General features: G+C 71.1%; 19 protein-coding genes and 3 tRNA genes. 11 read left to right on the top strand and 11 right to left on the bottom strand.

Features of this window, described 5'->3' with window-relative positions:
- Positions 1–63: 63 nt before the first annotated feature.
- Complete coding sequence (gene ligD, locus CP983_RS06760) at positions 64–1,125, top strand: non-homologous end-joining DNA ligase (protein WP_150498924.1); 1,062 nt, start codon at positions 64–66, stop codon at positions 1,123–1,125.
- Here the strand turns inward: ligD and CP983_RS06755 are convergent.
- Both CP983_RS06755 and CP983_RS06750 read right to left on the bottom strand, forming a co-directional pair.
- Positions 1,112–3,304, bottom strand: a complete 2,193-nt coding sequence (locus CP983_RS06755) for an OmpL47-type beta-barrel domain-containing protein (RefSeq protein ID WP_150506439.1) — start codon at positions 3,302–3,304, stop codon at positions 1,112–1,114. The genes ligD and CP983_RS06755 overlap by 14 nt on opposite strands.
- 14 nt (positions 3,305–3,318) lie before the next feature.
- Positions 3,319–5,796 (bottom strand): ThuA domain-containing protein, encoded by a 2,478-nt coding sequence (locus CP983_RS06750; RefSeq protein ID WP_189748473.1) that lies wholly within the window; start codon positions 5,794–5,796, stop codon positions 3,319–3,321.
- 178 nt (positions 5,797–5,974) lie between these two features.
- Between CP983_RS06750 and CP983_RS06745 the strand changes: the two genes are divergently transcribed.
- The 3 genes from CP983_RS06745 (at position 5,975) to CP983_RS06735 (ending at position 9,133) form a co-directional block, all read left to right on the top strand.
- A complete protein-coding gene (locus CP983_RS06745; RefSeq protein WP_107908224.1) occupies positions 5,975–6,961 on the top strand; it encodes a multicopper oxidase domain-containing protein in 987 nt (328 codons plus the stop codon).
- A gap of 14 nt (positions 6,962–6,975) precedes the next feature.
- On the top strand, positions 6,976–7,911 hold the full coding sequence (locus CP983_RS06740; RefSeq protein WP_150498922.1) for an ornithine cyclodeaminase family protein: 936 nt from the start codon (positions 6,976–6,978) through the stop codon (positions 7,909–7,911).
- A gap of 184 nt (positions 7,912–8,095) precedes the next feature.
- Positions 8,096–9,133 (top strand): LacI family DNA-binding transcriptional regulator, encoded by a 1,038-nt coding sequence (locus tag CP983_RS06735; protein WP_125527093.1) that lies wholly within the window; start codon positions 8,096–8,098, stop codon positions 9,131–9,133.
- 22 nt (positions 9,134–9,155) lie between these two features.
- Here the strand turns inward: CP983_RS06735 and CP983_RS06730 are convergent, their stop codons facing one another.
- Entirely contained in the window at positions 9,156–9,947 is a 792-nt protein-coding gene (locus CP983_RS06730; RefSeq protein ID WP_150498921.1) for a VOC family protein, read from the bottom strand.
- Between the two features lie 272 nt (positions 9,948–10,219).
- Between CP983_RS06730 and CP983_RS06725 the strand changes: the two genes are divergently transcribed.
- The 5 genes from CP983_RS06725 to CP983_RS06705 all read left to right on the top strand — a co-directional run bounded on the left by CP983_RS06725 (position 10,220) and on the right by CP983_RS06705 (position 13,387).
- Positions 10,220–10,474, top strand: a complete 255-nt coding sequence (locus tag CP983_RS06725; RefSeq protein WP_176574620.1) for a WhiB family transcriptional regulator — start codon at positions 10,220–10,222, stop codon at positions 10,472–10,474.
- Positions 10,475–10,556: 82 nt separating this feature from the next.
- Positions 10,557–10,630, top strand: a tRNA-Gly gene (locus tag CP983_RS06720).
- A gap of 10 nt (positions 10,631–10,640) precedes the next feature.
- A tRNA-Asp gene (locus CP983_RS06715) sits at positions 10,641–10,712 on the top strand.
- A gap of 42 nt (positions 10,713–10,754) precedes the next feature.
- Positions 10,755–12,167: an SDR family oxidoreductase gene (locus CP983_RS06710; RefSeq protein WP_150498920.1), complete on the top strand. Its 1,413-nt coding sequence runs from the start codon at positions 10,755–10,757 to the stop codon at positions 12,165–12,167.
- Positions 12,161–13,387 carry a leucine-rich repeat domain-containing protein gene (locus tag CP983_RS06705; protein WP_229914652.1) on the top strand — a complete coding sequence of 409 codons (1,227 nt, stop codon included), beginning with the start codon at positions 12,161–12,163 and terminating at the stop codon, positions 13,385–13,387. Before CP983_RS06710 ends, CP983_RS06705 begins: the two co-directional genes overlap by 7 nt.
- 23 nt (positions 13,388–13,410) lie before the next feature.
- Here CP983_RS06705 and CP983_RS06700 read toward each other — a convergent pair whose 3' ends face one another.
- Complete coding sequence (locus CP983_RS06700) at positions 13,411–15,255, bottom strand: MoxR family ATPase (RefSeq protein WP_373309788.1); 1,845 nt, start codon at positions 15,253–15,255, stop codon at positions 13,411–13,413.
- Entirely contained in the window at positions 15,256–16,659 is a 1,404-nt protein-coding gene (locus CP983_RS06695; protein WP_150498919.1) for a DUF2201 family putative metallopeptidase, read from the bottom strand.
- Between the two features lie 89 nt (positions 16,660–16,748).
- On the opposite strand from CP983_RS06695, the gene CP983_RS06690 reads away from it, so the two are divergent.
- Positions 16,749–16,824: transfer RNA gene (locus CP983_RS06690), tRNA-Trp, on the top strand.
- A 27-nt stretch (positions 16,825–16,851) separates the two neighbouring features.
- On the opposite strand, the gene CP983_RS06685 is transcribed toward CP983_RS06690, so the two are convergent.
- The 6 genes from CP983_RS06685 to ssgD all read right to left on the bottom strand — a co-directional run bounded on the left by CP983_RS06685 (position 16,852) and on the right by ssgD (position 24,499).
- A complete protein-coding gene (locus tag CP983_RS06685) occupies positions 16,852–17,691 on the bottom strand; it encodes a hypothetical protein (RefSeq protein WP_167537665.1) in 840 nt (279 codons plus the stop codon).
- Between the two features lie 102 nt (positions 17,692–17,793).
- Positions 17,794–18,768, bottom strand: a complete 975-nt coding sequence (locus CP983_RS06680; RefSeq protein ID WP_107908230.1) for an acyl-ACP desaturase — start codon at positions 18,766–18,768, stop codon at positions 17,794–17,796.
- A 218-nt stretch (positions 18,769–18,986) separates the two neighbouring features.
- Positions 18,987–19,763 (bottom strand): dimethylargininase, encoded by a 777-nt coding sequence (gene ddaH, locus CP983_RS06675; protein WP_107908231.1) that lies wholly within the window; start codon positions 19,761–19,763, stop codon positions 18,987–18,989.
- A gap of 100 nt (positions 19,764–19,863) precedes the next feature.
- On the bottom strand, positions 19,864–22,131 hold the full coding sequence (locus CP983_RS06670; protein ID WP_150498917.1) for an ATP-binding cassette domain-containing protein: 2,268 nt from the start codon (positions 22,129–22,131) through the stop codon (positions 19,864–19,866).
- Positions 22,132–22,141: 10 nt separating this feature from the next.
- Complete coding sequence (locus CP983_RS06665; RefSeq protein WP_150498916.1) at positions 22,142–23,767, bottom strand: ABC-F family ATP-binding cassette domain-containing protein; 1,626 nt, start codon at positions 23,765–23,767, stop codon at positions 22,142–22,144.
- Between the two features lie 315 nt (positions 23,768–24,082).
- Positions 24,083–24,499, bottom strand: coding sequence for a spore wall synthesis regulator SsgD (gene ssgD / locus CP983_RS06660; protein ID WP_107908234.1), 417 nt, complete (start codon positions 24,497–24,499; stop codon positions 24,083–24,085).
- 223 nt (positions 24,500–24,722) lie between these two features.
- On the opposite strand from ssgD, the gene CP983_RS06655 reads away from it, so the two are divergent.
- Positions 24,723–25,826 carry a WD40/YVTN/BNR-like repeat-containing protein gene (locus CP983_RS06655; protein ID WP_373309787.1) on the top strand — a complete coding sequence of 368 codons (1,104 nt, stop codon included), beginning with the start codon at positions 24,723–24,725 and terminating at the stop codon, positions 25,824–25,826.
- Positions 25,827–25,845: the final 19 nt, after the last annotated feature.

Genomic DNA, 25,845 nt, shown 5'->3' with positions numbered 1-25,845 from the left:
GCTCGCATACGGCGGCCGCCGCCCGGTGTGCGAGCGATGCGCCGTGCGCCTACCGTGGCTCGCATGGGCGAAGCGGTGGAGCTGGAGGTGGCCGGGCGGACGGTACGCCTGTCCAACCCGGGCAAGATCTTCTTCCCGGAACACGGCTACACCAAGCTGGACCTCGCCCGCTACTACATCGCCGTCGGCCCCGGCATCCTGCGCGCCCTGCGCGACCGCCCCACCACCCTGCAGCGCTACCCGGACGGTCTGAACGGCGAGTGGTTCTACCAGAAGCGTGCGCCCAAGAACATGCCCGACTGGATCCCCCGCGCCCACATCACCTTCCCCAGCGGCCGCAGCGCCGACGAGATGTGCCCCACCGAGGAGGCCGCCGTCCTGTGGGCCGCCCAGTACGGCACCCTCACCTTCCACCCGTGGCCGGTCCGCCGCGACGACGTCGACAGCCCCGACGAACTGCGCATCGACCTCGACCCGCAGCCCGGCACCGACTTCGACGACGCCGTCACCGCCGCCCACGAACTGCGCGCCGTCCTCGACGAGTTCGGCGGCCTGCGCGGCTGGCCCAAGACCTCCGGCGGCCGTGGTCTGCACGTCTTCGTGCCCATCGAGCCGCGCTGGACCTTCACCCAGGTCCGGCGCGCCGCGATCGCCGTCGGCCGGGAGCTGGAACGCCGGATGCCTCAGCAGGTGACGATCAAGTGGTGGAAGGAGGAGCGCGGCGAGCGCATCTTCGTCGACTACAACCAGACGGCCCGCGACCGCACGATCGCCTCCGCCTACTCCGTACGCCCCCGCCCGCACGCCCCGGTCTCCGCACCCCTGCGCTGGGACGAGGTCGGCGTCGCGCACCCCCAGGACTTCGACATCACCACCATGCCCGCCCGCTTCGCCGAACTCGGCGATGTGCACGCGGACATGGACGACCACCGCTTCTCCCTGGACGCGCTGCTGGAGCTGGCCAACAAGGACGAGCGCGACCACGGGCTGGGCGATCTGCCGTACCCGCCCGAGTACCCGAAGATGCCGGGTGAGCCCAAGCGGGTACAGCCGAGCCGGGCGAAGAAAGCGGCGCCTCCCGAGGACGAGCCGAGGGAGACGCCGCCGGAACCTACAGCTCCTTGATCCGGACGTCCCGGTACGAGACCACATCCGTCGTGCCGTGCACCTGGAGCCCGACGTAACCGGAGGCGAACCGCCGCCCGTCCGTGCCCGGATCGTCCGAGCGGGGCGGGACGAAGTCCTGGCCACCGGTGTTGTCGAACTCGTTGATCAGCACACCGTTGCGGTAGACCGAGTAGTGCTGGTCGACCACCCGGATCTCGTAGTCGTTCCACGTGCCCTTCTGGGTGACGCCGGCACCGGCGAGCCCCACCCGGTCGAAGCCGTAGAGCGAACCGGTCTTGTACATGTCGCCGTCAGGACGGTCGAAGACCTGTACCTCGTGCCCGTACTTGATGGCGACCCACTCCGGCCGTGACTCCTCGGGGTGGTCATGGACCCACGGGAAGCGCACGAACACACCGGAGTTGGCGTTGCCGGTGCCCGGGGCGTCGTCACGCCACTGGAGCTTGAGCGAGAAGTCGCCGTACTTGCGCTCCGGGAACCACAGCATGCCGAGGCCCGCCCTGGTCGTCCCCGAGGTGATCGAGCCGTCGCCGTTCGGAGCGAACGAGCCACCGCCCACCTGCTGCCACTTCGCGAACGACGCCGCGCTGCCGTCGAGGATCGTGCGGTAGCCCTCGGTCTGTCCGGGCTTGCCGATCCCGGACTGGCGGGCCGCCTTCCGGATGGCGTTGTACTCGCGCTGGTCGACGACCCCGTCCTTGAGGAGCTTGTCCAGGACCGCCGTCACGTGCTTGAGGAACAGCGCGTGGGACGTCCACTCCTTCTCGTCCTCGATCAGCTCGTTGATCCGGCACCGGCTGTTGGTCAGCCGGTTCGGCACACCCGAGTCGACCGTGCCGACGATCACCGTCAACCGCTCGTCGAACTCGGCGCAGTTGGGTGCCGGCACCTCACTGGACACCACGGTGAACGTCACCGTACGGGCCGCGGAGGTGTTGCCCGCCTTGTCCGTCGCCCGGTAGCCGAGGGTGTGCGTGCCCGCACGGTCGACCACCACCGGGGCGGTGTACGCGAGATACGGCCCGCCGTCGATCGAGTACTCGATCCGGTCGACGCCCGAGCCGTGGTGCTCGTCGGTCGCCGTGACGGTCACCTTGGCATTGCCGATGTAGGCACCGGACGAGTTCTTCGCACCCTCGACCGTCACACCCGTCACCGGCGCGGTCTTGTCCGGCTGGGGCGCCGCCACGACCGTGAACTGCACGTTCTTCTCCGCCGCGACGTTCCCCGCCTTGTCGGTGGCCCGGTAGCGCACCGTGTGACTGCCGACCTCGTGCACCATCACGGGCGCGGTGTACGGCTGCCAGGCGCCGGAGCCGATCGCGTACTCGATGGTGTTGACGCCGGTACCGGTGTCGGAGGCGGAGACGGTGACGGTCGCCATGGCGACGTACGTCCCGTCGGGGTTCTGCTCGCCGCTGACCGTCGCCGACGTCTCGGGCGCGGTCGTGTCGTCGCTCTGCGGCGCCACGACCGTGAACGAGACGCTCTTCTCCGCGGAGACGTTGCCCGCCTTGTCGAGCGCGCGGTAGCGGATCTTGTGATCGCCGACCTGATCGACGACGACCGGGGTGGTGTACGGCTGCCAGGCACCCTCGTCGCCGATCGCGTACTCGACGCGGTCGACCCCGGAGCCGCCCTCGTTGTCGGTGGCGTGCAGCGCCACGCTCGCCGAACCGACGTACTGCCCCTGCGCGTTCTGCGTCCCGCTGACGTGCGCCGACGCCTCGGGCGCGGTGGTGTCGTCGCCGTTGCCCTCGGTCACCACCAGGATGCCCTGCATCTGCCCGTGACCGGGGATCGTGCAGTAGTAGCGGTAGCGGCCCGGGGTGAGCGTGACCTCGGCGGTGTGCTTGCCGCCCTGGCCGTCGTTCGGGTTGGCGAGGATGTTCAGCTGGACGTCGTTGTTGTACTCGGGGTCCGAGGTGTCGAACGTCAGCGTGTGCGGCATCCCGGTGGTGTTGCCGGTCGCCGCGCTGTTCTCGAAGACGATCGTCGTCGCGCCCGCCACGGCGGTCGTCGGCGCCGAGCCGTACTTCGTGATGTCGTCGCCGGCCGTCCAGGTCAGGACCTGTGCGGCGGCGGCCGCCTCGGGCTGCGGTTGCGGCTGTCCGGTCGCGGGCAGCGCCTGGAGTCCCAGCACCACCATCAGCGCGGCCAACAGGGCCGCCCACATTCTTCGTTGCCGGGTCACTGCGCCCCCCTCGCCAGCTGGTCGGCGGCCGGCGTCGGCCCGCCGCCCGTGTAGGTGACCCGCCACAGCGCCGACTTGGGGTCCGAGGTGAAGAAGCCCCGGCCGTAGTCGAGCACGTACAGCGCGCCGTCCGGACCGAACTTCCAGTCCATGAGGTTCTTGATGCCGTCGTTGCCGATCGGCACGATCTTCTTCAGCGACTCCGAGTGCACCGGCAGACCCCCGTCCCCGTGCGTCTTGGGGTCGGTGAGCACCGCGTTGCGCGGCTGGTCGGCGTCGTAGAAGTCACCGACGAACCACTTGCCGTCCCAGTAGGCAGGCCACTTGGTGCCACTCGTGCTCGCCGCGTCGTACCGGTAGACCGGCCCGTTCATCGCGGCCTGGCCGCCGCCCTTGAGCCACGGCAGCGAGTAGGTGGCCTCCTCCTGCTTGTACGACGGCACGCCGTTCGCGTCGCGCGGGAAGTCCGGGGCGCCGCCCTGGGGCGAGTACCAGATGTTGTTGCCGGTGACCGGCGGAAGGTTGACGAGGCCGTCGTTGTTCGGCGACTCGTTCTTCGGGTGGTTGCAGTCGTACCAGCCCAGGGGCTTGCTCGGATCGGGCAGGTTGCGGTCCCGGTAGGGCTGCTTGTTGCCCATGCAGTACGGCCAGCCCCGGTTGCTCGCCTTGGTGATGACGGCGAACGTGTCGTACTTGGCCGGACCCCAGGTCGTCGACGGCGAGCCCGCGTCGGGGCCGACCCAGCCCGCGTACAGGATGTCGGTCTGCTTGTCGACGAAGATGCGCGCCGGGTTCCTGACGCCCATCACATAGATCTCGCCGCGCGTCTTCCCGCCGCCCTCGTCCGGCTCCTGGCCGGTGAAGAGGTTGCCCGCCGGCAGTGTGTACGTGCCGTCCGGCTCCGGGTGGATGCGCAGGATCTTGCCGTTGAGGTTGTTGGTGTTGCCGGCGGTGCGGCGCGCGTCGGCGAAGGAGACGCCCTTGTAGTTGGGCTCGGGGTTGTTGCCCGAGTAACCGCCGCTGAACCCGCTGGAGTTGTTGTCGCCGGTCGCGATGTACAGGTTGCCCTTGGAGTCCCAGGTCATCCCGCCGCCCGCGTGGCAGCAACTGTGCACCTGCACCGGCCACTTGAGCAGGACCTTCTCACTTCCCAGGTCCAGCTTGTTCGTCGCCAGGTCGAGCGTGAAGCGGGAGACCCGCCGCTCGGCGATCTGAGTGTCGCGGTTGAGCTGCGAGTGCGGGGTGTAGTGCAGATACACCCAGCCGTTCTCCTCGAAGCGCGGGTCGAGCTCGATGCCGAGAAGGCCCTCCTCGACCTTGATCAGCTCGTCGCCGCCGCCCTTGTTGCCGAACACCGTCAACGCCCCGGCCAGGGTGACCTTCTTGGTCTTCGGGTCGTAGACGTGGACCTCGCCCTTGCCCTTGCCGATCTCCGGGTTGTTCCAGTCGGTGACCACCGGCTGGGAGGAGTCGGCGCCGCCCCGGCCGATGTACAGAACCCGGCCGTCGGGGGCCGTGACCAGGCCGTGCGGTTCGCCGATCTGGTCGTTCCGGCCCGGCTGATTGGCCTGGGTGAGGCGCTCGGCCTTGTAGTTGCCGGTGATGGTGGCCTTGCAGTCGGCCTGCGATACCCGGTTCGTCCACAGCAGGGCCCCGCGCAGATGCGCACGGAAGTCGGTCTCGTCGTACGACGACACCGTGCCGCCCATGCCCGTGTAGAAGGAGCGGCCGCCGTCGTAGTCACGGCACCAGCTCACCGGGTGGTCCCAGCCGTTGGCGCTCGAACCCGGCTGGTAGCCGGCCTCCCGCACCCGGGCGACCGTGTGGACCGAACCCGACGGGTTCTTGGTCCAGTTCAGCCACTTGTCCGGCCGCTTCCACTGGACCGGCAGGTCCTTGGTGGCCGGATGCCGCCGGTCGCCGACCTCGACGACCGCGCGCTGCGCGTTCGTCGGGCCGCCGGCCGCCGGGCGGGCACCGACGAGGCCGGTGAACCAGTCCGAGTACGGCTCGGCGCGGGCCGCGTCATGGATGCCGACGAAACCGCCGCCCGCCTCCATGTACGACTCCAGGCCCGCCTCCTGCTCCGGGTCGAGGACGTCGCCGCCGCCGGTCAGGAACACGATGGAATTGAACCGGCTCAGCCTGGTCTCGTTCGTGAACACCGAGGCGTCGTTGGTGGCCTCGGTCCTGTAGCGCTGGTCGGCCGGGCCCGACAGGCCGATCTTCTCGATCGCCTCGATGCCGGCGTTCACCAGCGGCGACTCCTCGCCGGAGGCGGCGGACCCGTAGAAGATGAGCACCCGTACGTTGGCGCCGCCCGGAGGCGACTTGATGGACATCGTTGTCAGGGGCGGTTCCGGGGCAGGGCGCGCGTCGGCCGCCGGGGCTGCCATCAGCCCGGCACCGACGATCCCTGCCGTCACGGCAGCCACCCAGGTCTGTCTTCTCGTGCTCAACCCTCGTAAGTGCATGGGCACCTCCACGGTCACAGCAACAGCGAGAAGGAAGCTAGACCCCTTTGACCGACAGGCCAATACCTATGACCGCATCGGGACGAACTTTGTCCTGGGTGTGGATAAACGGGGGAGCGGCCGGTACCGTCTCAGCGGTTCATCCCCGTAATTTCCGTACCGCCGTGGGGAGTTCGGCATGGACAGACGCAGCTTCAACAGACGTGTACTGCTGGGCGGCGCCACCGTCGCGACATCGTTGTCGCTGGCATCGGTACCCGAGGCCGTCGGCGCTGACACACCACCGAGGACCGCCCCGGCCGGAGGCGAGGTCAGACATCTCAAGCTGTACGCCGAGAAGCTCGCCGACGGGCAGATGGGCTACGGCCTGGAGAAGGGCAAGGCGAGCATCCCCGGCCCGCTGATCGAGCTCAACGAGGGCGACACCCTGCACATCGAGTTCGAGAACACCATGGACATACCGGTGAGCCTGCACGTCCACGGCCTCGACTACGAGATCACCAGCGACGGAACCAAGATGAACAAGAGCGACGTCGAGCCGGGCGGCACCCGCACCTACACCTGGCGCACCCACGCCCCCGGCCGCCGCAAGGACGGCACCTGGCGGGCGGGCAGCGCCGGTTACTGGCACTACCACGACCATGTCGTCGGCACCGAGCACGGCACCGTCGGCATCCGCAAGGGCCTGTACGGGCCGGTGATCGTGCGGCGCAAGGGCGACATCCTCCCGGACGCGACCCACACGATCGTCTTCAACGACATGCTCATCAACAACAAGCCCGCGCACACCGGCCCCAACTTCGAGGCCACGGTGGGCGACCGGGTCGAGATCGTGATGATCACGCACGGCGAGTACTACCACACCTTCCACATGCACGGTCACCGCTGGGCGGACAACCGCACCGGCATGCTCACCGGCCCCGACGACCCCAGCCAGGTCATCGACAACAAGATCGTCGGCCCCGCGGACTCGTTCGGCTTCCAGGTGATCGCCGGCGAAGGCGTCGGAGCCGGTGCGTGGATGTATCACTGCCATGTGCAGAGCCACTCCGACATGGGGATGGTGGGGCTCTTCCTGGTGAAGAAGACGGACGGCACGATTCCCGGCTACGAGCCGCACGAACACGCTCATGAGACGGCCTCGGGGTCCGCGCACGAACACTGACGGATCATGGACGGGTGACTCTTGTTCTGACGCGCGGTGACCTGGAAGCGGTGCTGGCACCCGGGGCCTGTCTGGAGGCGTTGCGCGAGGGCTTCCTCCGCGCGCGGGACGCCCCGGTCGCCGGGCAGCGGGTGCGCACCGACCTGCCGTTCCCCGGCACGGCCACCGCCCTGATCCCCGGCGTCCTGCCGGGCATCGAGGCGTACACGGTGAAGGTCAACGCCAAGTTCCCCGGCGCCCGGCCCGCCCTGCGCGGAGTGATCTGCCTGCACAGCGGGCGGGACGGCGAACTCCTCGCGCTGCTCGACTCGGCCACGGTGACGGCATGGCGCACGGGGCTCGCGGCGGCCCTGGGTACGCATGCCCTGGCCGGCCCCGGAGCCGTCCTCGGAGTGGTCGGCGCGGGCGCCCAGGCGGAACTGACTCTGCGCGGACTTGCCGAACTACGGCCCTGGAGCGACCTCGTCGTCCATGACACGGACGCCGGCCGGGCCGAGGAGTTCGCCGCACGGCACACCGGCCGGACGGCGGCCTCGGCACCGGAGATCGCGGCGGCCGCCGACACCGTACTGCTGGCCACCTGGGCCCGGGAGCCCCTGCTGCGGCTCTCGGACACCCGGGACGGCCAGCACTTCACGAGTCTGGGCGCCGACGAGCCCGGCAAGCAGGAGCTCGCCGCCGATCTGCTGCGCGCCGCGCTCCTCGTGGTGGACGACCGCGAACTCGCCGCGAGCACCGGCGCTCTGGCGGCTGCCGGCCTGCCCTCGACCGCTGCTGACGCCGAGCTGGCGGACGTCCTGCGGGGCGACCACCCGGGGCGGGCGAGCACCGGAAGCCGGAGCGTCTACGCGCCGGTCGGGCTGCCCTGGCAGGACCTGGCACTGGCGTGGTCGGCATACGGGGCGGCGGAACGGGCGGGAGTGGGGCGGCGGGTCGATCTGCTGGCGTGACGGCCGTTCTCCCCGAGCTTCCCCGGGGGGCGAGACGCTGGGCGAGCCCCGCCTCGTAGCGGATGTGGCTGCGCGCGGGACACCTGGCACGGGGCACAGGGAATCCCGATGAGACGAGAGCGCTCTCACGTGCGGCCCACGGCAGGGCTATCCTGATCGGCAACCGTCGATGAGGAGCCGCGCAGTGACCGGTACAGCCCCGCGCCCCACTCTGGAGGCCGTCGCCGAGCGGGCCGGGGTCTCGCGGGCCACCGTGTCGCGCGTCGTCAACGGTGGGGACGGAGTCAGGGAGCCACTCGTCGAGCGGGTCCGCAAGGCCGTGGATGAGCTCGGCTATGTGCCGAACCAGGCCGCCCGCAGCCTGGTGACCCGGCGCCACGACGCCATCGCGGTCATCGTCGCCGAACCCGAGAGCCGTGTCTTCGCCGACCCCTTCTTCGCCCTGCAACTGCGCGGGATCAGCAAGGAGTTGACGGCCCACGACAACCAGCTCGTACTGCTCCTCACGGAAGGGCGGGACGACCACGCGCGCGTCGGCCGCTACCTCGCCGGTGGACACGTCGACGGGGCGCTCGTGTTCTCCCTGCACCTGGACGATCCCCTGCCCGAACTGATCCAGCGCGCCGGAGTGCCCACCGTGTTCGGCGGACGGCCCGGCTGGAGCGGCGACGGACGCGGGGTGGCCTACGTCGACGTGGACAACCGCGGCGGCGCCCGCGACGCCGTACGGCACCTCGTCGGCCTCGGCCGCACCCGGATCGCGCACATCACCGGCGCCCTCGACCAGACCTCGGCGGTGGACCGGCTCGACGGATACCGGGACGTCATGGTCGACGCCGATCCCCGGCTGATCGTCGAGAGCGACTTCACTCCGGGCGGCGGGGAGCGGGCGATGCGCGAACTGCTGACCCGCTGCCCGGACCTGGACGCGGTGTTCGCCGCCAACGACCTCACCGCGGCCGGAGCGCTGCGGGTGCTGCGGGAGGCCGGGCGGCGGGTGCCGGACGATGTCGCCGTGGTCGGCTTCGACGACATGCTGCCGGTGACCGAGCAGACCGAACCGCCGCTCACGACGATCCGTCAGGACATAGAGGAGATGGGGCGGCTGATGGCCCGGCTGCTGCTGCGCGGCCTCGAACGCAACGCCACCGACGAGGGGATCGCGGCCGCGCCGTCCAGCGTGGTGCTGCCGACCACGCTGATACGGCGCGCCTCCGCGTAGGCCGAACCCCGGCGTCGTGCCGTCAGCTCCGCACGGGCGCGCTCTTGATCACCGCGAAGCGGGCGCCGTAGGGGTCGGTGAGCTTGGCGATACGGCCGACGTCCGGGAGGTCAGTGGCGGGCATGCGGACCGTGCCGCCCAGCTCCTGGGCCCTGGCGACCGTCGCGTCCGTGTCGGTGACCTCGAAGTACGGCAGCCAGTACGGCGGGCTCTGCGCCTCCGCCGGGTCGTCCGCCTTGTCGACGACTCCGCCGAACATGGCGTCCTCACCCTGACCGCCGGGGCTGAACGTCGTGTACGTGCCGCCGTAGAAGTCGAGGGCGAAGGTCTCCATGCCGAGCGTCGCGTTGTAGAAGCCCGCCGCGGCCGGCACGTCCGCCGTGTACAGCTCCAGCCAGCACAGCGAACCGGGCTCCTGGACGACGTCGAGGCCCTTGTTGGTGCCGGGCTGCCACAGGCCGAAGTGGACGCCCGCCTTGTCGGCGAGGACGGCCATGCGGCCCATGTCCAGCACGTCCATGGGCTGGACCAGCACCGAGCCGTGCGCCTCCTGAGCCGCCTTCGCGGTGGCGTCCGTGTCCGGCGTCTGGAAGTACACCGTCCAGGACGGCGGACCCTGCTCCTCGGTCGTCTGCATGCCGCCGGCCACCGTCTTCCCCTCGAGCTGGAAGAGGCCGTAGCCGCCGGTCTCGGGCCCGCCCGGCTGGAACCGCCAGCCGAACAGACCGCCGTAGAAGTATCCGGCGCCCTGGATGTCGGGTGCGCCGAGGTCGATCCAGTTCGGCGCGCCGGTGACGAAACGAGTGGTGAGCATCATCGCCCTCCTCGGAAGGGTCCCGCTGTCTGCTGCACTGCCGAGTCTTGCACCGCCCACTGACAATCGCTGCCGGAACACCGCCGTCTGCCGGGACCGCCGAACTGTCACTGACAGTGATCGTCAAGCATCTCGTGGTTTTCTTCCGCTTCCGCGCGCCGCCGTGCGTCACGGAGCGCCGAAGAGGAGCATCGAGGCGGCCGGGGGCCCTGCGACGCGGCGTTGATCCCGCGTTGATCGAACGTTTTTCGCCGCCCGGCACGATCCTGCGCATGCACATCGACACGATCGCGATGATCACCTCGCCCGACCTGACCTGGCAGGAGGAGGCGTTGTGCGCACAGACCGGGGCGGACTTCTTCTTCCCCGAACCAGGAAGCTCCGTCCGGGAGGCGAAGCGGATCTGCGGCATGTGCCCGATCCGCTCCGCCTGCCTGGAGTACGCCCTCGACAACGACGAACGCTTCGGCGTCTGGGGCGGCCTGTCGGAGAAGGAGCGACTGGAGCTCCGGCGTACGTCGCGTTGAACCCCGGGTTCCGGCAGCTTCGTGGCGAGCCGGAAATTCGGTGCGGGCGGGGTTCGGGCGCCGGTTAGGATCCGGGAGCGCACCCGGGATAGCGCAGAGGCAGGCGCACTCGCCTTGCCCAGGCGAAAGACATCGGTTCGAATCCGATTCCCGGGCTGCGTCCGTGGGCCCTGTAGAGCAGAGGCAGACTCGCCGCCCTGTCAAGGCGGATACGCCGGTTCGAATCCGGCCGGGGCCCCGTACAGGCGTGGGGTACCGGCGGGGATTCGGGGCGGGGAACATGGGCGACGCGGGTGCGGATGGCACTGGCTCCGGTACCGGTGTCGGCTCCGGTGCCGCTGTCGACGCGGGCTCCGGCCCCGGCATCGGCCAGGACGAGCTCGACGCCTTTCACCGTACGGTCGGACGGCTGCGGGCGCTGCCCGTGGACGACCCGGTGCGGCTGCGGGCCGAGCAGGTCGCCGCGTCCTTCGCCCGGGACGGACGGCTGCGACGGCGCAAGGAGCGGGACGCGCAGGCGTCGGCGGCGGACGCGGCGGCGATGGCCGCGACCTCGACGGGCGCTGTCGACCGGCGTGAGGACGCCCCGCTGGTCCCCGCCGACGAAGCGGTGGGCGACGCGGGCATCTATCGCAAGCCGCGCGGTTGCTACATCTGCAAGTCGTCCTATCGACAGGTCGACTCCTTCTACCACCGGCTGTGCCCGCGCTGCGCCGCCGACAACCGGTCCCGGCGCGCCCTGAGCACCGACCTGAGCGGACGCCGCGCCCTGGTCACCGGCGGCAGGGTGAAGATCGGGTTCCAGCTGGCGCTGATGATGCTGCGGGACGGCGTCGAACTGCTGGTGACCAGCCGCTTCCCGCACGACACCGTGCGCCGTTTCCAGGAGGCGCCGGGCAGCGAGAAGTGGCTCGACCGGCTCACCGTCGTCGCCGTCGACCTGCGCGACCCGCGCCAAGTCCTCGGGTTCTGCGAGGAGTTGCGGCAGGAGGGCGAGCCGCTGGACATCCTCGTCAACAACGCCGCGCAGACCGTACGGCGGCCCGTGGAGTCGTACGCCCTGCTGGCCGCCGGCGAGTACGACGCGCTGCCCGAAGGCGCTCGGCGGGCGCCCGGGTTCACGCCGATGCGGATGCTTCAGAGCGGCGCCGCGTCCCTGCCCGTCGCCCTGCGCGAGGCCGACGAGGCAGGGCTGCTGCCCGACCCGTCCCCGGAGAACTCCTGGTCCGCCCGGCTCGGCGACCTCGACCCGGCCGAGGTGCTGGAGACCCAGTTGGTCAACGCGCTGGCGCCCGCGCTGCTCTGCGACCGGCTGCTGCCGCTGCTGCTGGCCTCGCCGAACCCCCGGCGCTACGTCGTCAACGTGACGGCGGTGGAGGGCCGTTTCGCCGTCCGCAACAAGATGGCGGGCCATCCGCACACCAACATGGCCAAGGCCGCCCTCAACATGCTCACCCGCACCAGCGCCGCCGAACTCGCCGAGCAGGGCGTGCACATGTGCGCCGTCGACACCGGCTGGATCACCGACGAGAACCCGGCGCCGAAGAAGGCACGCATGGCAGGGGCGGGTTTCCGTACCCCGCTGGACATCGTGGACGGGGCGGCACGGGTGTACGACCCGATCGTGCGGGGAGAGGCGGGGGATCCGGTTTCCGGGATGTTCCTCAAGGACTACCGGGAGGCGGCGTGGTGAACGAGGAAGCCGGTCCGGCGGTGGACGGACCCGTGGTGCGGGCAGAGGGGGTTTCGGCCTTCGCCGGTGTGCCGTCCGTCGCGCCGCGGCCGATCGCTGAACTCGGGCCCCTGCTGGAGTGGTTGCGTGCCGGTCGGCCCGCCGGGGAGCGGCTGGACTTCGCCGCCGGTACGGCGCTGCCCGACGGGCGGCTCGACCTGTGCAAGCAGGGGCTGGGCGCGGAGGGCGCCGCCCTTGTCGCCGGCGCCCTGGCCGAAGGGCCCTCTCCCGTACGGCATCTGCTGCTCGGCACCGACGGGCTGGGCGACGAAGGGGCCGCGGCCGTCGCCGGGACCGCCACGGACGTCGAGACGCTGTACCTCGGCTGCAACGGGATCACCGCGGGCGGGGCCTGCCGCATCGCCGATCAGCTGCGGGCGTCGCCGCAGGTGGTGACCGGTGTCTGGCTCAAGCGGAATCCGCTGGGCGGCGGGGGCGGGCGGGCCGCTGCCGAGATCGTCGAGTCCGCGCGGTCGTTGCGGACACTGGACCTTGTGCAGACCGGGCTCGACGCGGGTGCCGTCGCCGTCCTCGCCGACGCTCTGCTGGCCGCCGCCAGGAACGGGCGGCGGATCGAGCGGCTCTTCGTCGGAGGGAATCCGCTGGGGGCGGACGGGGCGCGGGCGTTGGCCGCCGTCGTGGAGGCGGGGGCCGTCGATGAGCTCTACGTGTCCGCTGCGCGGTTGGGGGACGCGGGGGCGTCGTGCCTCGCCGAGGCGCTGGAGCGGGCGCCGTACGGGCGGCTCACCCGGTTGTCACTCGCCAGCAACGGCATCGGGCCGCGGGGTGCGGCCCGCGTGGTGACTGCGGCGGTCGCTTCCGGTGTCACGCTGCTGGATCTCGGGCGGGTACGGGCGGCGGCGGTGCTCGGGGCGGAGGACAACCGGGTCGATCTCGCCGCCGCGGAGGGAATGGCGGGAGTGCTCGCGGGGCGGGAGCATCGGCTGGCCCATCTGGTGCTCAGCCACACCGGTATGCGCAGCCGGGAGGCTCATCGGCTGCTCGACGCCGCGTCCGGCGCCGCCACGGCCACCCGGTTCGTGTTGGGGCAGGGGATCGCAGGGAGCATCAAGCGGCGGTTGGACGGGTTGAGCGCGGGGGTTCCTCTGCCGGTGGTTCCGGCTGATGTGGCCGCTGTCCGCAGCGTGCATCGGACGGCGCCGCCGGCGGCGGGTGGCTGACGAGGGGCTCGCCCCGCCGCCCCTCACCTCACCCCCCGCAACCCCACGAACACCTCCGTCCAGAACCGCTGCTGTCGCTCCGACGCACCCACCAGATACGTCGCCCTCAGCTTCGGCGGCAGCAGGGCCACGAAGCGGGCCACCACCGCTCGGTGCTTCTTCAGTTGGGACAGCTCCGCGTTGGCCAGGATCTGGTGGACGACGTCCGTGTCGTCCGTGCCCTCGGCCGAGGTCTCGGCGGTGCGGCGCAGCCGGGACTCCCAGGCGGCCGCGTCGCGAGCCAGTTCGCGCAGGCCCGTGACCGGGCGGCCCTTGAGGCGGTCCATGAGAGCCGTCAGCGGTACCGGGGCGTATTCGCCGTCGCCCAGGTAGACCGTGGCCATCTCCAGAGGGAGGCCGCGGCGGTGCAGCTTGATGAGCCGCTCCAGGGTGCGCTTGGTGATCCAGGCGCGGCCGTCGTCGTCGATGTCGTGCTTCCACCACTCGAGCACCGTCTCGGCGTCCTGGCCGTAGTGCGCGAGCAGCCACTCGTTCGCCGGGATGTCCTCGGGCCGGACCTCCAGGGATGCCGTGAACCGGGTCGCCTGGGCGATGTTGTTCCGGGCGACCAGCAGCTTGCGGCCCAGGTGGTAGGGCGGGTTCTGGACGGCTATCTGGGCCCGCAGGTTCGCTATGCGGCGGCCCGCCAGCGACCACTCCTGGGTGATCTCCATGAGCTTGGCGAACGCTGCCTTGTCCTTGGGGCGGTTGTACTCGTCCCACACGATCGCCTTGGGCTCCGGCCCGGTGAACTTCGCCGCCAGCAGGTTCTCCAGAGTGCCGTCGGCCGAAGGGATCGGCGCGCACAGGTCCTCGACGTTGGTCACCGGCAGCGAGAAGTACAGCGCGTCCCGGCCCAGGCCCTCGCGCACCGTCTCCCGCACCAGTTCCGTCTTGCCGCAGCCCGGAGGGCCCTGCAGCAGCACCGTCCAGCGGTTGCGCAGGGCCGCGCGGACCACCTGTCGGACGGGGTCGGGAACGGTCGGCGGGTTGGGCACGCCCAGGGACTCGGCGATGCGGTCCAGGATCTCGGCCGTGCGGTTCTGGCCGGGCCGGCCGTCCGCGCCCGGCTCGGTCAGCCGCAGCCGCTCGCCGTCGACCAGGGGCAGGCCCCAGCGGAGCGGGAAGCCCTCCTTGGCGTTGGCCAGGACGTGGTCCAGGGTGCGCGGGGACAGCAGTTCGCGCAGGGCCGGGGAGAGCGACGCCCAGAGCGAGAACACCGGGCGCAGGTCCCACGGGCGGTACTTGGCGGCCAGGTGCCGTCGCCAGGCCGTGTCGTTCGCCGTGATCCGCATCGTGACCATGCGGTCCAGCAGCGCGAGGTCGCTGCGCCGGGCCGACGTCTCGGCCAGCGACTCGTTGTCGGTGAGGAAGACGCCCACGCAGCCCAGCGCCCGCAGATCGTGCTCGCCCAGCGTCCAGTTGCAGGCGATCTGCATCAGCTGCGACTGGATGGTGTCGCCCGCCTGGAGCGAGTCGTCGATCAGCAGCACGAACGGCCTGCCCGGCTTGAGCTGGCTCATCACCAGCTGCCGCAGCACGAGTTCACCGGTGTGCGCGTCGCGCACCGGCGCGTTGACGAGCAGGTCGTCCGGCGTCAGGTTCGCCGCCGGGACGTACACCAGCTCGGTGTTCTCGTGGGCGCGCTCGATGTGCGTGAAGAACGTCGCCGTCTTGCCGATGCCGTGCTCGCCGAAGATCTGCCCGGTCTGCCCCATGTCGATCATCGCGTCGATGAAGGACTCCAGGCGGGACGGGGTGGCCGAACGTCCCCCGCCCTGGGGGGAGTCCGGCCCGGACACGTCCGTCTGCCGTGCTTGCGTGGTCATCTACCGCGATCCTGTCGTGACGCGATGGCAGTCCATCGCAGGCTTGTGCGTCTCGGGCCACTCGCTGCCGCCCTCGGTGATCAGCCAGATCCACTTCTCCGGCTCGGCGGGCGTGATCGGCGGCGCGAGTCCGTCGGTGAGGACGACGACCGCGTCCGGTACGACGTCCAGCCGCCGCCCGTTCACCTCCGTGCGGCCCTCCACGTAGTCGGCGACCACGTGGAAGCTCGTGCCGCCGCCGCCGTACACCCGCTCGCCCGGTGCGAAGGGCATCACCACGGCGTCGAAGGACAGCCAGTGCGCCTCCACGCCGTCGATACGGCCCACCAGTTCGGTGAGCCAGTCGATCACGTGGGCCGGCATCGAGCCCGAGGTGTCGTAGGCGATGACGAGCACCTTGTCCCGCACCGGGCCGCGTCGCGCGAGCATCGGGTCCTGGCCGAGCGCCGCGAGCAGCGCGCCGCGTTTCTTCGGGTACACCAGCCGCTCGCCGTCGCGCAGCTTCGAGCCGAGCACGTCGACCAGCCAGCGCTGCCACCAGTCGACCGTGCGGGTGCGTGCGGTCTCGCCGCGCAGGGCGCCCGCGCCCAGGTTCCCCCAGAGCTTCGCGGCCCGGGCGTTGCCCTCCTCGCTGCGGCCCATCAGCTCCAGCAACTCCCGCTCCGCGCCCGCGTGTCCGCGCCGGGCCGCGAGCAGCGCGTTGAGCAGGGCCGACGAGGCCACCCCGTCCACGGTCTCCTGGTCGGCGGGGACCGCCCCGTCCTGGAGGTGCACACACAGGCGTCGCGCCGGCACCGGCGGGCGGTGCATGCGCTTCAACTCGCCGTACACCCGCATGTCCGTCTCGATGAACGTCTCGTACGGCACCGGCTCCAGGCCGTGCGCCGTCAGGTCCGCGCGGTAGGCGGCGTACACCTCGCGGGGGTCGACTCCCGTCGGACGGCCCTCCAGCAGCGGCAACTGCTCTCTGCCGAGCCGGATCAGGGCCACGTGGTTGATGGAGACCTCGCAGGCCAGCTCGAACACCGGATCCTCGCGCAGCTCCGGGTTGGTGAACAGATGCCGGTGCACGAGGTGCCGGGCCTCGTGGAACAGCACGAACTTCACGCCGTCCAGGCCCAGTCGTACGAAGAAGCCGGGGTTGTAGAGCAGCAGGCAGGTGCCGTCGCCCGAGGCCACCACGGCCGCCGTGTCCACCGCGGTCGTCGGGATCTGGTGATGGCACTTCGCGTACAGCCAGGACGCCACCGCCGACTCCGTCAGGCCGAAGTCCAGCAGCGCGGCCTCCTTGAGGCCCCGTGCCTCCTCCACCGTCGCCGGGTCCGCCGGCCGGTGACGCTCCAGCGCCCTGCGGTCGTTCAGGTCGACCACAGGGACACGCCGCCCCCGCTCTCCGTACGCCATGACGAGCCCCCGTACCGAATTTCCCCCGGACCTCATTGGTAGCAGCGCCCACTGACAACGGGCCAACGCATTACGCTCGGGGATCAAGGGCGGGGTCGTAGCGCAGAGGCAGGCGCGCCGGTCTCCAAAACCAGAGCACGCTGGTTCGAATCCAGCCGCCCCGCCCCCCTCACGGCGAGCGGCCGGGTGCCGTCAGGCGATCGAGCCGGCCGTCATCACCAGCTCCGGCGTCCTGCCGTGGAACGTCTCCATGAGCTGCGCCAGCACCGCCCAGGCCTCCTCGCGCTCGCCCAAGTGGTCCCGCACGAGCGGCCGCAGGGCGTCCTGCGCCTCGTGGACGCGCGCGGGGAACAGCAGATGTCCCATCGCCAGGACCTCCAGGACGTCGACGGCGGGCCCATGGGCCGTCGCGTACTCGGCCGGGCCCTCGACGATGCCCGCCTCCCGCAGGCGATGCGTGAACTTGGCGTGCGAGCCGAACCCCGCGCGCACCAGGGGCGGGCAGTCCGGGCGCACCGACAGCGCCCAGCGGGCGTAGCCGGGCAGCGGACGGTCGAGATCGGCCTCCCCGACCGTCCACCAGTCGTCGGCCGTCAGCACCATGGACGCGGCGGCGCGCGCCTGGCCCATCGACGTGACGGCGCGCAGCGCGCCCACGAGGCCGTGGCGGACGTAGCTGTCGGGCACCTCGGGCTCCTGCTCCCGCAGTGCCAGGTCGACCTGGAGGGGACCGGTGCGGCCGGCTCCGAAGGGCACGCCGCGGGCGACCGCCCGGCGCAGTCCCGCGTCATTGGCGATGCAGGTCCACATCACGGCGTTGAGCGCCGGATCGTCGTTCTCCAGGACCCACAGCGCCACGGAGGACGGCAGGCGCCGCGCCCACGTCCACGCGCGCGTGAGCCGCAGCCGGGACGTCCTCGGGTCCTCCGGCCCGGGCAGCCCGGTGCGCGCCCGGACCCGCTCGGCGGTCTCCGCATCGACCAGGTGGAGCAGGAAGCCGACGGCCTGCTCCACCCTGCTGTTCTCACGCATGGCGAGCATGATGCCGCAGGCCAGGGCCGACGCGCACAGGAAAAAGCGACGGCCGGCCCGCTGTGCGGCGGGCCGGCCGTCGGTGACCGTGGGACTCGGCGGTCAGCCGGCCGCCCGCGCGGCCATGCGGGCCTTGCGCGCCGCGAGCTTCTCGTCGAACTTCGTGGCCTCGGCGTTCAGTCCGCCCATGAACAGACCCAGTTCCTCCTGGGCCTTCTGGCCCTCGGGGCCGAGACCGTCGATCTCCATGATCTTCAGGAAGCGCAGGACCGGCTCGAGGACGTCGTCGTGGTGGATGCGCATGTTGTAGACCTCGCCGATGGCCATCTGGGCGGCCGCGCGCTCGAAGCCGGGCATGCCGTGGCCGGGCATGCGGAAGTTGACCACGACGTCGCGCACGGCCTGCATGGTGAGGTCGGGGGCGATCTCGAACGCGGCCTTCAGCAGGTTCCGGTAGAAGATCATGTGGAGGTTCTCGTCGGTCGCGATGCGCGCCAGCATGCGGTCGCAGACCGGGTCACCGGACTGGTGGCCGGTATTGCGGTGCGAGATGCGGGTCGCGAGCTCCTGGAAGGAGACGTAGGCGACCGAGTGCAGCATCGAGTGGCTGTTGTCCGACTCGAAGCCCTCGCTCATGTGGGCCATGCGGAACTGCTCCAGCTTGTCCGGGTCCACCGCGCGCGAGGCGAGCAGGTAGTCGCGCATCACGATGCCGTGCCGGCCCTCCTCGGCCGTCCAGCGGTGCACCCAGGTGCCCCAGGCGCCGTCACGGCCGAAGAGCGAGGCGATCTCGTGGTGGTAGCTCGGCAGGTTGTCCTCGGTGAGGAGGTTCACCACCAGGGCGATCCGGCCGATCTCGGTGACCTTGGACTGCTCCTTGTCCCAGGCCTCGCCGTCCTCGAAGAAGCCGGGGAAGTTGCGGGCGTCCGACCACGGGACGTACTCGTGCGGCATCCAGTCCTTGGCGACCTTCAGGTGCCGGTTGAGTTCCTTCTCGACCACTTCCTCCAGCGCGTACAGCAGACGGGCGTCGGTCCAGCCGGCAGAGCTGCCGAGGTGAGGGGAAGTGATCGTCACGGGAACTCCAGGGGGACGCGCAACACAGGAATGGTGACCGGCGAGCGGTTGCCGGAACCTACGGGATCGTAGGCTACGAACCCGTAGGTTACGAAGCCGTAGGTTAAGAGCGATGTAAAGATCGCTGATCAGCTGCCCTGCCACCGGAAGTTCACGGGGTCGCGTGCAGTCCCGGGACCCGCAGGTCCCAGGGCTGAAAAGGCGACTCGTTCAGCCGGTCAGACGTACAGTTCCCGCATTCGGACCGAGAGGCAAGTCACACAACCTTCGAGCTTCTCGAACTCGCTGATGTCGACCGGCACGGTCTCGTGGCCGAGGTCGGCGAGCAGCTCCGCCGTCTTCGGCGCGCTCGCGGCGATGAGCAGCTTGTCACCGCCCAGCAGCACCACATGCGCCCCGGACTCCTCCGGCACCGGCAGGAAGCGCGGGAACAGCGACGGGGCGTCCAGCTGCGGGATACGGCCCAGGATCGTTCCGTCGGGCAGTGCCGTGATCGCCGACTTCAGGTGCAGCACCTTGCTCACGGGCACCGCGACGACCCGCGCGCCCAGCGGCTCGAACGCGGCCCGCAGCTGCTGGACGCCGGCCGCGTTGGTACGCCCGCCCCGGCCGACGTAGATCGTGTCGCCGACCTTCAGGACATCGCCGCCGTCCAGCGTGCCGGGCTCCCAGATCCAGTTCACGGAGCAGCCGAGCGAGGCGACGGCCTCCTCGACGCCCGCGGTCTCCTCGCGCCGGGACTCGGCGCCGGAGCGGGCGATCAGCGCGACGTTGCGGTACATGACGACCGTGTCCTCGACGAACACCGAGTCGGGGCAGTCGTCGGCAGGGTCGACCTCGATCGTCTCCCAGCCGTGCGTGCTCAGGGCCTCGGTGTACGCCTCCCACTGCTCGACCGCGAGATCGAGGTCGACCTTCTCCCGCTCGATGTGCGTGACCAGCCCTTCGGCGAGGCGCGGGCTGGGGCGGCGGACGAGGGCCTTCTTGCTGGGCACGACGGGATCTCCGGATCGGTGGCGGGTTCGGCGCTCATGATGCAGGGTGCACCGACCCGCCATGATGCAGGGCCTACCCGCCCGTACAAAACCCTCCGGGTCAGGCTGTGGCCCTCCTGAGATGCGCCGCGGTGAAGGAGTCGCGGACTTCGAGGAGCTCTCGTGGCGTTCCCTCGAAGATCACCCGTCCGCCGGCGCGGCCGCCGTCCGGGCCGAGGTCGATGATCCGGTCGGCGTGCGCCACCACGTCCAGGTTGTGCTCGACGACCACCACCGTGTTGCCCGCGTCGACCAGCCGGTCCAGCAGACCGAGCAGCCCGTGCACGTCCGACATGTGCAGCCCGGTCGTCGGTTCGTCCAGGACGTACACCGCTCCGCTGCGGTGCAGCCGCGTCGCCAGCTTGATCCGCTGGCGCTCGCCGCCGGAGAGCGTGGACAGCGGCTGCCCTAGCGTGAGGTACGTCAGCCCCACGTCCCGCAGCGCCCGCAGCCGCCGTCGTACGCCCTTGTCCTCGAAGGCCGCGAGAGCCTCGTCCGCCGTCATCGCCAGGACGTCGGCGATGGAGTTGCCGTCCACGGTCAGCCGCAGCACCTCGTCCTTGAAGCGGCGCCCCTCGCAGTCGTGGCAGGCCGTGGTCACCGGGTCCATGAACGCGAGGTCGGTGAGGATGATCCCGCGCCCCTCGCAGGTGCCGCAGGCGCCGGCGGAGTTGAAGCTGAACAGGCCCGCGTCGGCGCCCGTCCCACGCGCGAAGACCTTCCGTACCGTGTCCATGATCCCCAGGTACGTGGCCGGCGTCGACCGGCCGGAGATCCCGATCGACGACTGGTCCACGACCACCGCGTCGGCGTGGGCGGCGGTGAACTCCCGGACCAGCGTGCTCTTCCCGGACCCGGCGACCCCGGTCACCACGGTGAGCACGCCCGTCGCGAACTCGACCGTGACGTCCCGCAGGTTGTGCCGGTCGGCGCCCTTCACCCACAGGCCGCCGCCCGCCTGCCGTACGTCCTCCTTGAGTGTCGTGCGGCGCCGCAGGCAGCGTCCGGTCACCGTGCCGGACGCGGCGAGTTCGTCCGGCGTGCCCTCGAACACGACCCGCCCGCCGCCCGCACCGGCCCGCGGCCCCATGTCGACGACGTGATCGGCGAGCGCGATGACGTCCGGGTCGTGCTCGACGACCAGCACGGTGTTGCCCTTGTCGCGCAGCCGCAGCAGCAGATCACCGAGCCGGCCGACGTCGCGCGGGTGCAGTCCGACGCTGGGCTCGTCGAAGATGTACGTCATGCCGGTGAGGCTGGAGCCCAGGTGCCGCACGGTCTTCAGGCGCTGCCCCTCGCCGCCGGACAGGGTGGCCGTCTCGCGGTCGAGGCTGAGGTAGCCGAGGCCGATGGCGTCGATGCGTTCGAGGGCGGTGACGGCGGCGCGTGCGACCGGTCCGGCGACCGGGTCGTCGATGTCCGCCAGCGCGGTGATCAGGTCGGTGATCTGCATACGCGCGCAGTCGGCGATGCCCAGGCCGTCGATCCGGGTCGCCAGCGCCGCGGCGTTCAGGCGGGCGCCGTCGCAGAGGGGGCAGGGGCCCTCCACGAGGTACTCCCGCACCAGGTCGCGGGTCTTCTGGCTCATCGCCGACAGGTCCCGCTTCAGATACAGCCGCTCGAAGCGGGTGGCGAGGCCCTCGTAGTCGGTGGTCCAGGTGCCGCCCGAGCCGCTGACGGTGACCTTGCTTCCGGGGCGGCCCCGCATCAGGAACTCCCGCTCGGCGGCGGTGAACCGGCCGACGGGCGTGTGCGGATCGAGGTCGGCGCTGTTGGTGTACGTCTGTCCCTGCCAGGTGCCCGCGGCGAACGGCGGGAAGCGGACCGCGCCGTCGGCGAGCGTCCGGTCCGGGTCGAGGATGCGGTCCCAGTCCGGCCGTACCGTCCGCCCGAGACCGTCGCACTCGGGGCACATGCCGGACGGGTCGTTGAACGAGTACGCGGTCGCCGGCCCGGCGCTCGGGGTGCCGTGCCGGGAGAACAGCACGCGCATCACGGGGTGGATGTCGGTCATCGTGCCGACCGTGGACCGGGAGTGGCCCCCGATCGGCCGCTGGTCGACGACGATCGCGGGGGAGAGGTCCTCGAGGGACTCCGCGTGCGGGCGCTCGTACTTGGGCAGCCGGTTGCGCACGAACCAGGTGAACGTCTCGTTCAGCTGGCGCTGCGACTCCACCGCGATCGTGTCGAAGACGACGGACGACTTCCCCGATCCCGAAACGCCGGTGAACACGGTCAGCCGGCCTTTCGGGATGCGGAGGGTGACGTCCTTGAGGTTGTTCTCGCTCGCTCCGGTGATGGTGATGAACTGGGGCGTGAAATCGGGCATGCCCCCGAAGCTAGGCGGGATACCCGACAGCTTCTGGCGTGATTTCCTTCAGTTCTCCCTCCTCCACCATCAGCCAGCGCGTGATGCCGATCGACTCCAGGAACGGCAGGTCGTGACTGGCCACGATCAGCGCCCCCTCGTACGACTCCAGCGCCGTGGTGAGCTGCCGCACGCTCGCCATGTCCAGGTTGTTCGTCGGCTCGTCGAGCATCAGCAGCTGTGGCGCGGGCTCCGCCAGCATCAGCGCGGCCAGCGCCGCTCGGAAGCGTTCGCCGCCCGAGAGCGTCGCCGCCTGCTGGTCGGCGCGGGCGCCCCGGAACAGGAAGCGGGCAAGGCGTGCCCGGATCCGGTTGTTGGTGGCACCCGGCGCGAACCGGGCCACGTTCTCGGCGACCGACAGCCCGTCGTCGAGGACGTCCAGCCGCTGCGGCAGGAACCGGAGCGGGACGTGTGCCGTCGCCTCGCCCGCCACCGGCGCCAGCTCACCGGCGATCGTGCGGAGCAGCGTCGTCTTGCCCGAGCCGTTGCGCCCGATCAGCGCGATCCGCTCCGGACCGTGCAGATCGAGACCACCGGCCACCCGCGCGCCGTACGCCAGTTCCAGATCGCGCAGCGTCAGCACACCGCGGCCCGGCGGTACGGCCGTGTACGGCAGGTCGACGCGGATCTCGTCGTCGTCCCGTACGGCGTCCACCGCGTCGTCGAGCCGTTCCCTGGCCTCGGCGAGCTTCTCCTCGTGCATGATCCGGTGCTTGCCCGCGGACTCCTGCGCCGCGCGCTTGCGCGCACCCATGACGATCTTCGGCTCGCGCTTCTGGTCCCACATCTTCTGGCCGTACCGCTTGCGGCGGGCCAACTTGACCTGGGCGTCGACCAGTTCGCGCTTCTGCTTCTTCAGGTCGGCCTCGGCGACCCGCACCATGCGCTCGGCCGCCTCCTGCTCGGTCGCGAGCGCCTCCTCGTACGCCGAGTAGTTGCCGCCGTACCAGGCGATCTCCCCGGAGCGCAGATCGGCGATCTGATCGACCAGGTCCAGGAGTTCACGGTCATGGCTGACCACCACCATCACCCCCGGCCAGGACTCGACGGCCGCGTACAGCCGCCTGCGTGCGTACAGGTCGAGATTGTTGGTGGGCTCGTCCAGCAGCAGGACGTCGGGGCGGCGCAGCAGCAGCGCGGCAAGGCGCAACAGCACCGACTCGCCGCCCGACACCTCGCCGATCGTGCGGTCCAACTCGACGTGGCCGAGCCCGAGTTCGCCGAGGGTGGCGAGGGCGCGCTCCTCCACGTCCCAGTCGTCGCCGACGGCCTCGAAGTGCTCCTCGGCCACGTCGCCCGCCTCGATGGCGTGCAGCGCGACCCGCTTGGCGGCGATGCCGAGGGCCTCGTCGACCTTGAGGGCGGTGTCGAGCGTGACGTTCTGCGGGAGGTAGCCGACCTCGCCCGCGACGCGCACGACGCCGTCGACCGGGGTCAGCTCACCGGCGACGAGCTTCAACAGGGTTGATTTCCCCGACCCGTTGACGCCGACGAGCCCGGTCCTGCCGGGACCGAACGCGACGTCCAGACCCTCGAAGACGGCGGTCCCGTCGGGCCAGGCGAAGGAGAGGGAGGTACAGCTGATGGAAGTAGGCATTAGGGCGCCTCCGCGGTTGCTCGAAACGATCAGGGGCAAACGCGTATCGAGACACCGGCGACCAGCGGGCGGCGAGGGGCCCTGGGCATGAGAAAAGCCCTGTTCCGTGAGGGACGGCTCGAACGCCGAGGTCGCACGCGGCGTACACACACTTCAGGTGTGACGCGGTGTCTCAGACCTCAGACGAGCAACGTCCTTCTCCAATCGACGGCAACAGGACCGATATACACCGTACGAGGGGGCACCGACGGTGTCAACGTGATTGAGCGGGCCCGGTGCGGGGCCCTGGCCGGCGGGGGAGCCGGGCGGGGCGCCTCAGCAGGCGTCCCGCATCAGTTCCGCCAGGTCGCGGTCCAGATCGAGCTGGAGGTGCTCCAGGCCGAGCGGCACCAGGTCGCTCGTCGACTTCAGGAAGCGGCGCACCTCACCGCTGCGGATGTGCACGACCGCGGTGCCCTCGGGCGCGTGGAACTCCAGGACGGTCCGGTCGAAGCCGTACGGCCGCACCCGGACGTCGCCGTGGCCGTCGGGGCCTTCGAGGCCGGCCACCAGCAGCTCCCGGCTGAAGGTCCAGCAGACCTCGACGCCCTCCAGGGTGGCCGGGGCGGGGAAGGTCATCCGGACGGCGAACGGGTCGCTCCGGTCGTAGTGCAAAGTGGCCGGAATGCTCGGCATCCGCGGCGCGGCGGCGACGAGGCGGGCCTCGACGGGCTGCTCGATGACAGTGGACAACGCCTTGCTCCCTTGCGACGGCTGGACGAACATCCGGGTGGACGAGACGGGGCACTGGTAGAGACGACGGAATCGGCGAATCCGTGCACCCGGAGGGCGAGTGACCTCTGTCACCGCCTTCATGCGCGGGAGTGGGGCGTTCGTCCCTCCGTGACCGGATGGTCGGCTGTGACGGGTGAGGCCGTCTGGACGGCGACGGGGCGGTCGACTAGCTTCGCCCGCCATGAGGCGTTCGGGAAGCACGCGACGGGTGGGGCGTACGTTTCGGACAGTGGCCGCGGTGGTGGCGTGCGGGGCGGCGCTGGCCGCCCTCGCGGCCGTACCGGCGCAGGCACGTGAGCCGGGGCGGCACGCGCCGCACTGGGAGCTCAAGGACAGCGGCACGCCGGAGGTGCGGTTCCGCGGTCTGTCCGCGGTGAGCCGGAACACCGCATGGGTGGCCGGGACCGCCGGCACCGTGCTGCGCACCACCGACGGCGGCGCGAGCTGGCGGAACGTCTCGCCGCCCGGCGCGGCCGAGCTCCAGTTCCGGGACATCGAGGCCTTCGACGCGCGACGCGCCGTGGTGCTGGCCATCGGGGAGGGCGAGGCGTCCCGGGTCTACCGCACGGACGACGGCGGCGCGACCTGGACCGAGTCCTTCCGCAACACCGATCCGCGGGCCTTCTACGACTGCCTCACCTTCTTCGACCACCGTCACGGCCTGGCGATGAGCGACCCGGTCGACGGCCGGTTCCGGATCCTGTCGACCGGCGACGGCGGCCGTACCTGGAAGGTGCTCCCCGGCGACGGGATGCCCGCGGCGCAGGAGGGCGAGGCCGGGTTCGCGGCGAGCGGGCAGTGCCTGGTCGCCTCCGGCCCGAAGGACGTCTGGCTGGCCACCGGCGGGGCGGCACGCGCGCGTGTGCTGCACTCCGCCGACCGGGGGCTGACCTGGACCGCCGCCGACACACCGATCCCGGCGGGCGACCCGGCCCGCGGGGTCTTCGGGCTCGCCTTCCGTGACCGCACGCACGGCCTCGCCGTCGGCGGCGACTACCGCCCCGACCAGGCCTCCCCGCAGGCCGCCGCCCGCACCGGCGACGGGGGCGGCACCTGGCGGTCCGCCGCGACGCCGGTGCCCGCCTATCGCTCCGGCGTGGCCTGGCTCCCGCACAGCCGCAGCGCCGCCCTCGCGGTCGGCCCCACCGGCACCGACCTGACGACCGACGGCGGCCGGACCTGGCGGACCGTGGACAGCGGCTCCTACGACACCGTGGACTGCACGCCCGACCTGGGGTGCTGGGCCGCGGGGGAGAAGGGGCGCATCGCGCGGCTGGAGAGCTGAACCGGAATGTGGGTACCCG

Source organism: Streptomyces chartreusis, assembly GCF_008704715.1.
Classification (GTDB): Bacteria; Actinomycetota; Actinomycetes; order Streptomycetales; family Streptomycetaceae; genus Streptomyces; species Streptomyces chartreusis.
The sequence above is the reverse complement of the archived record's forward strand: the minus strand, read 5'-3'. Positions and strand labels throughout refer to the sequence as shown.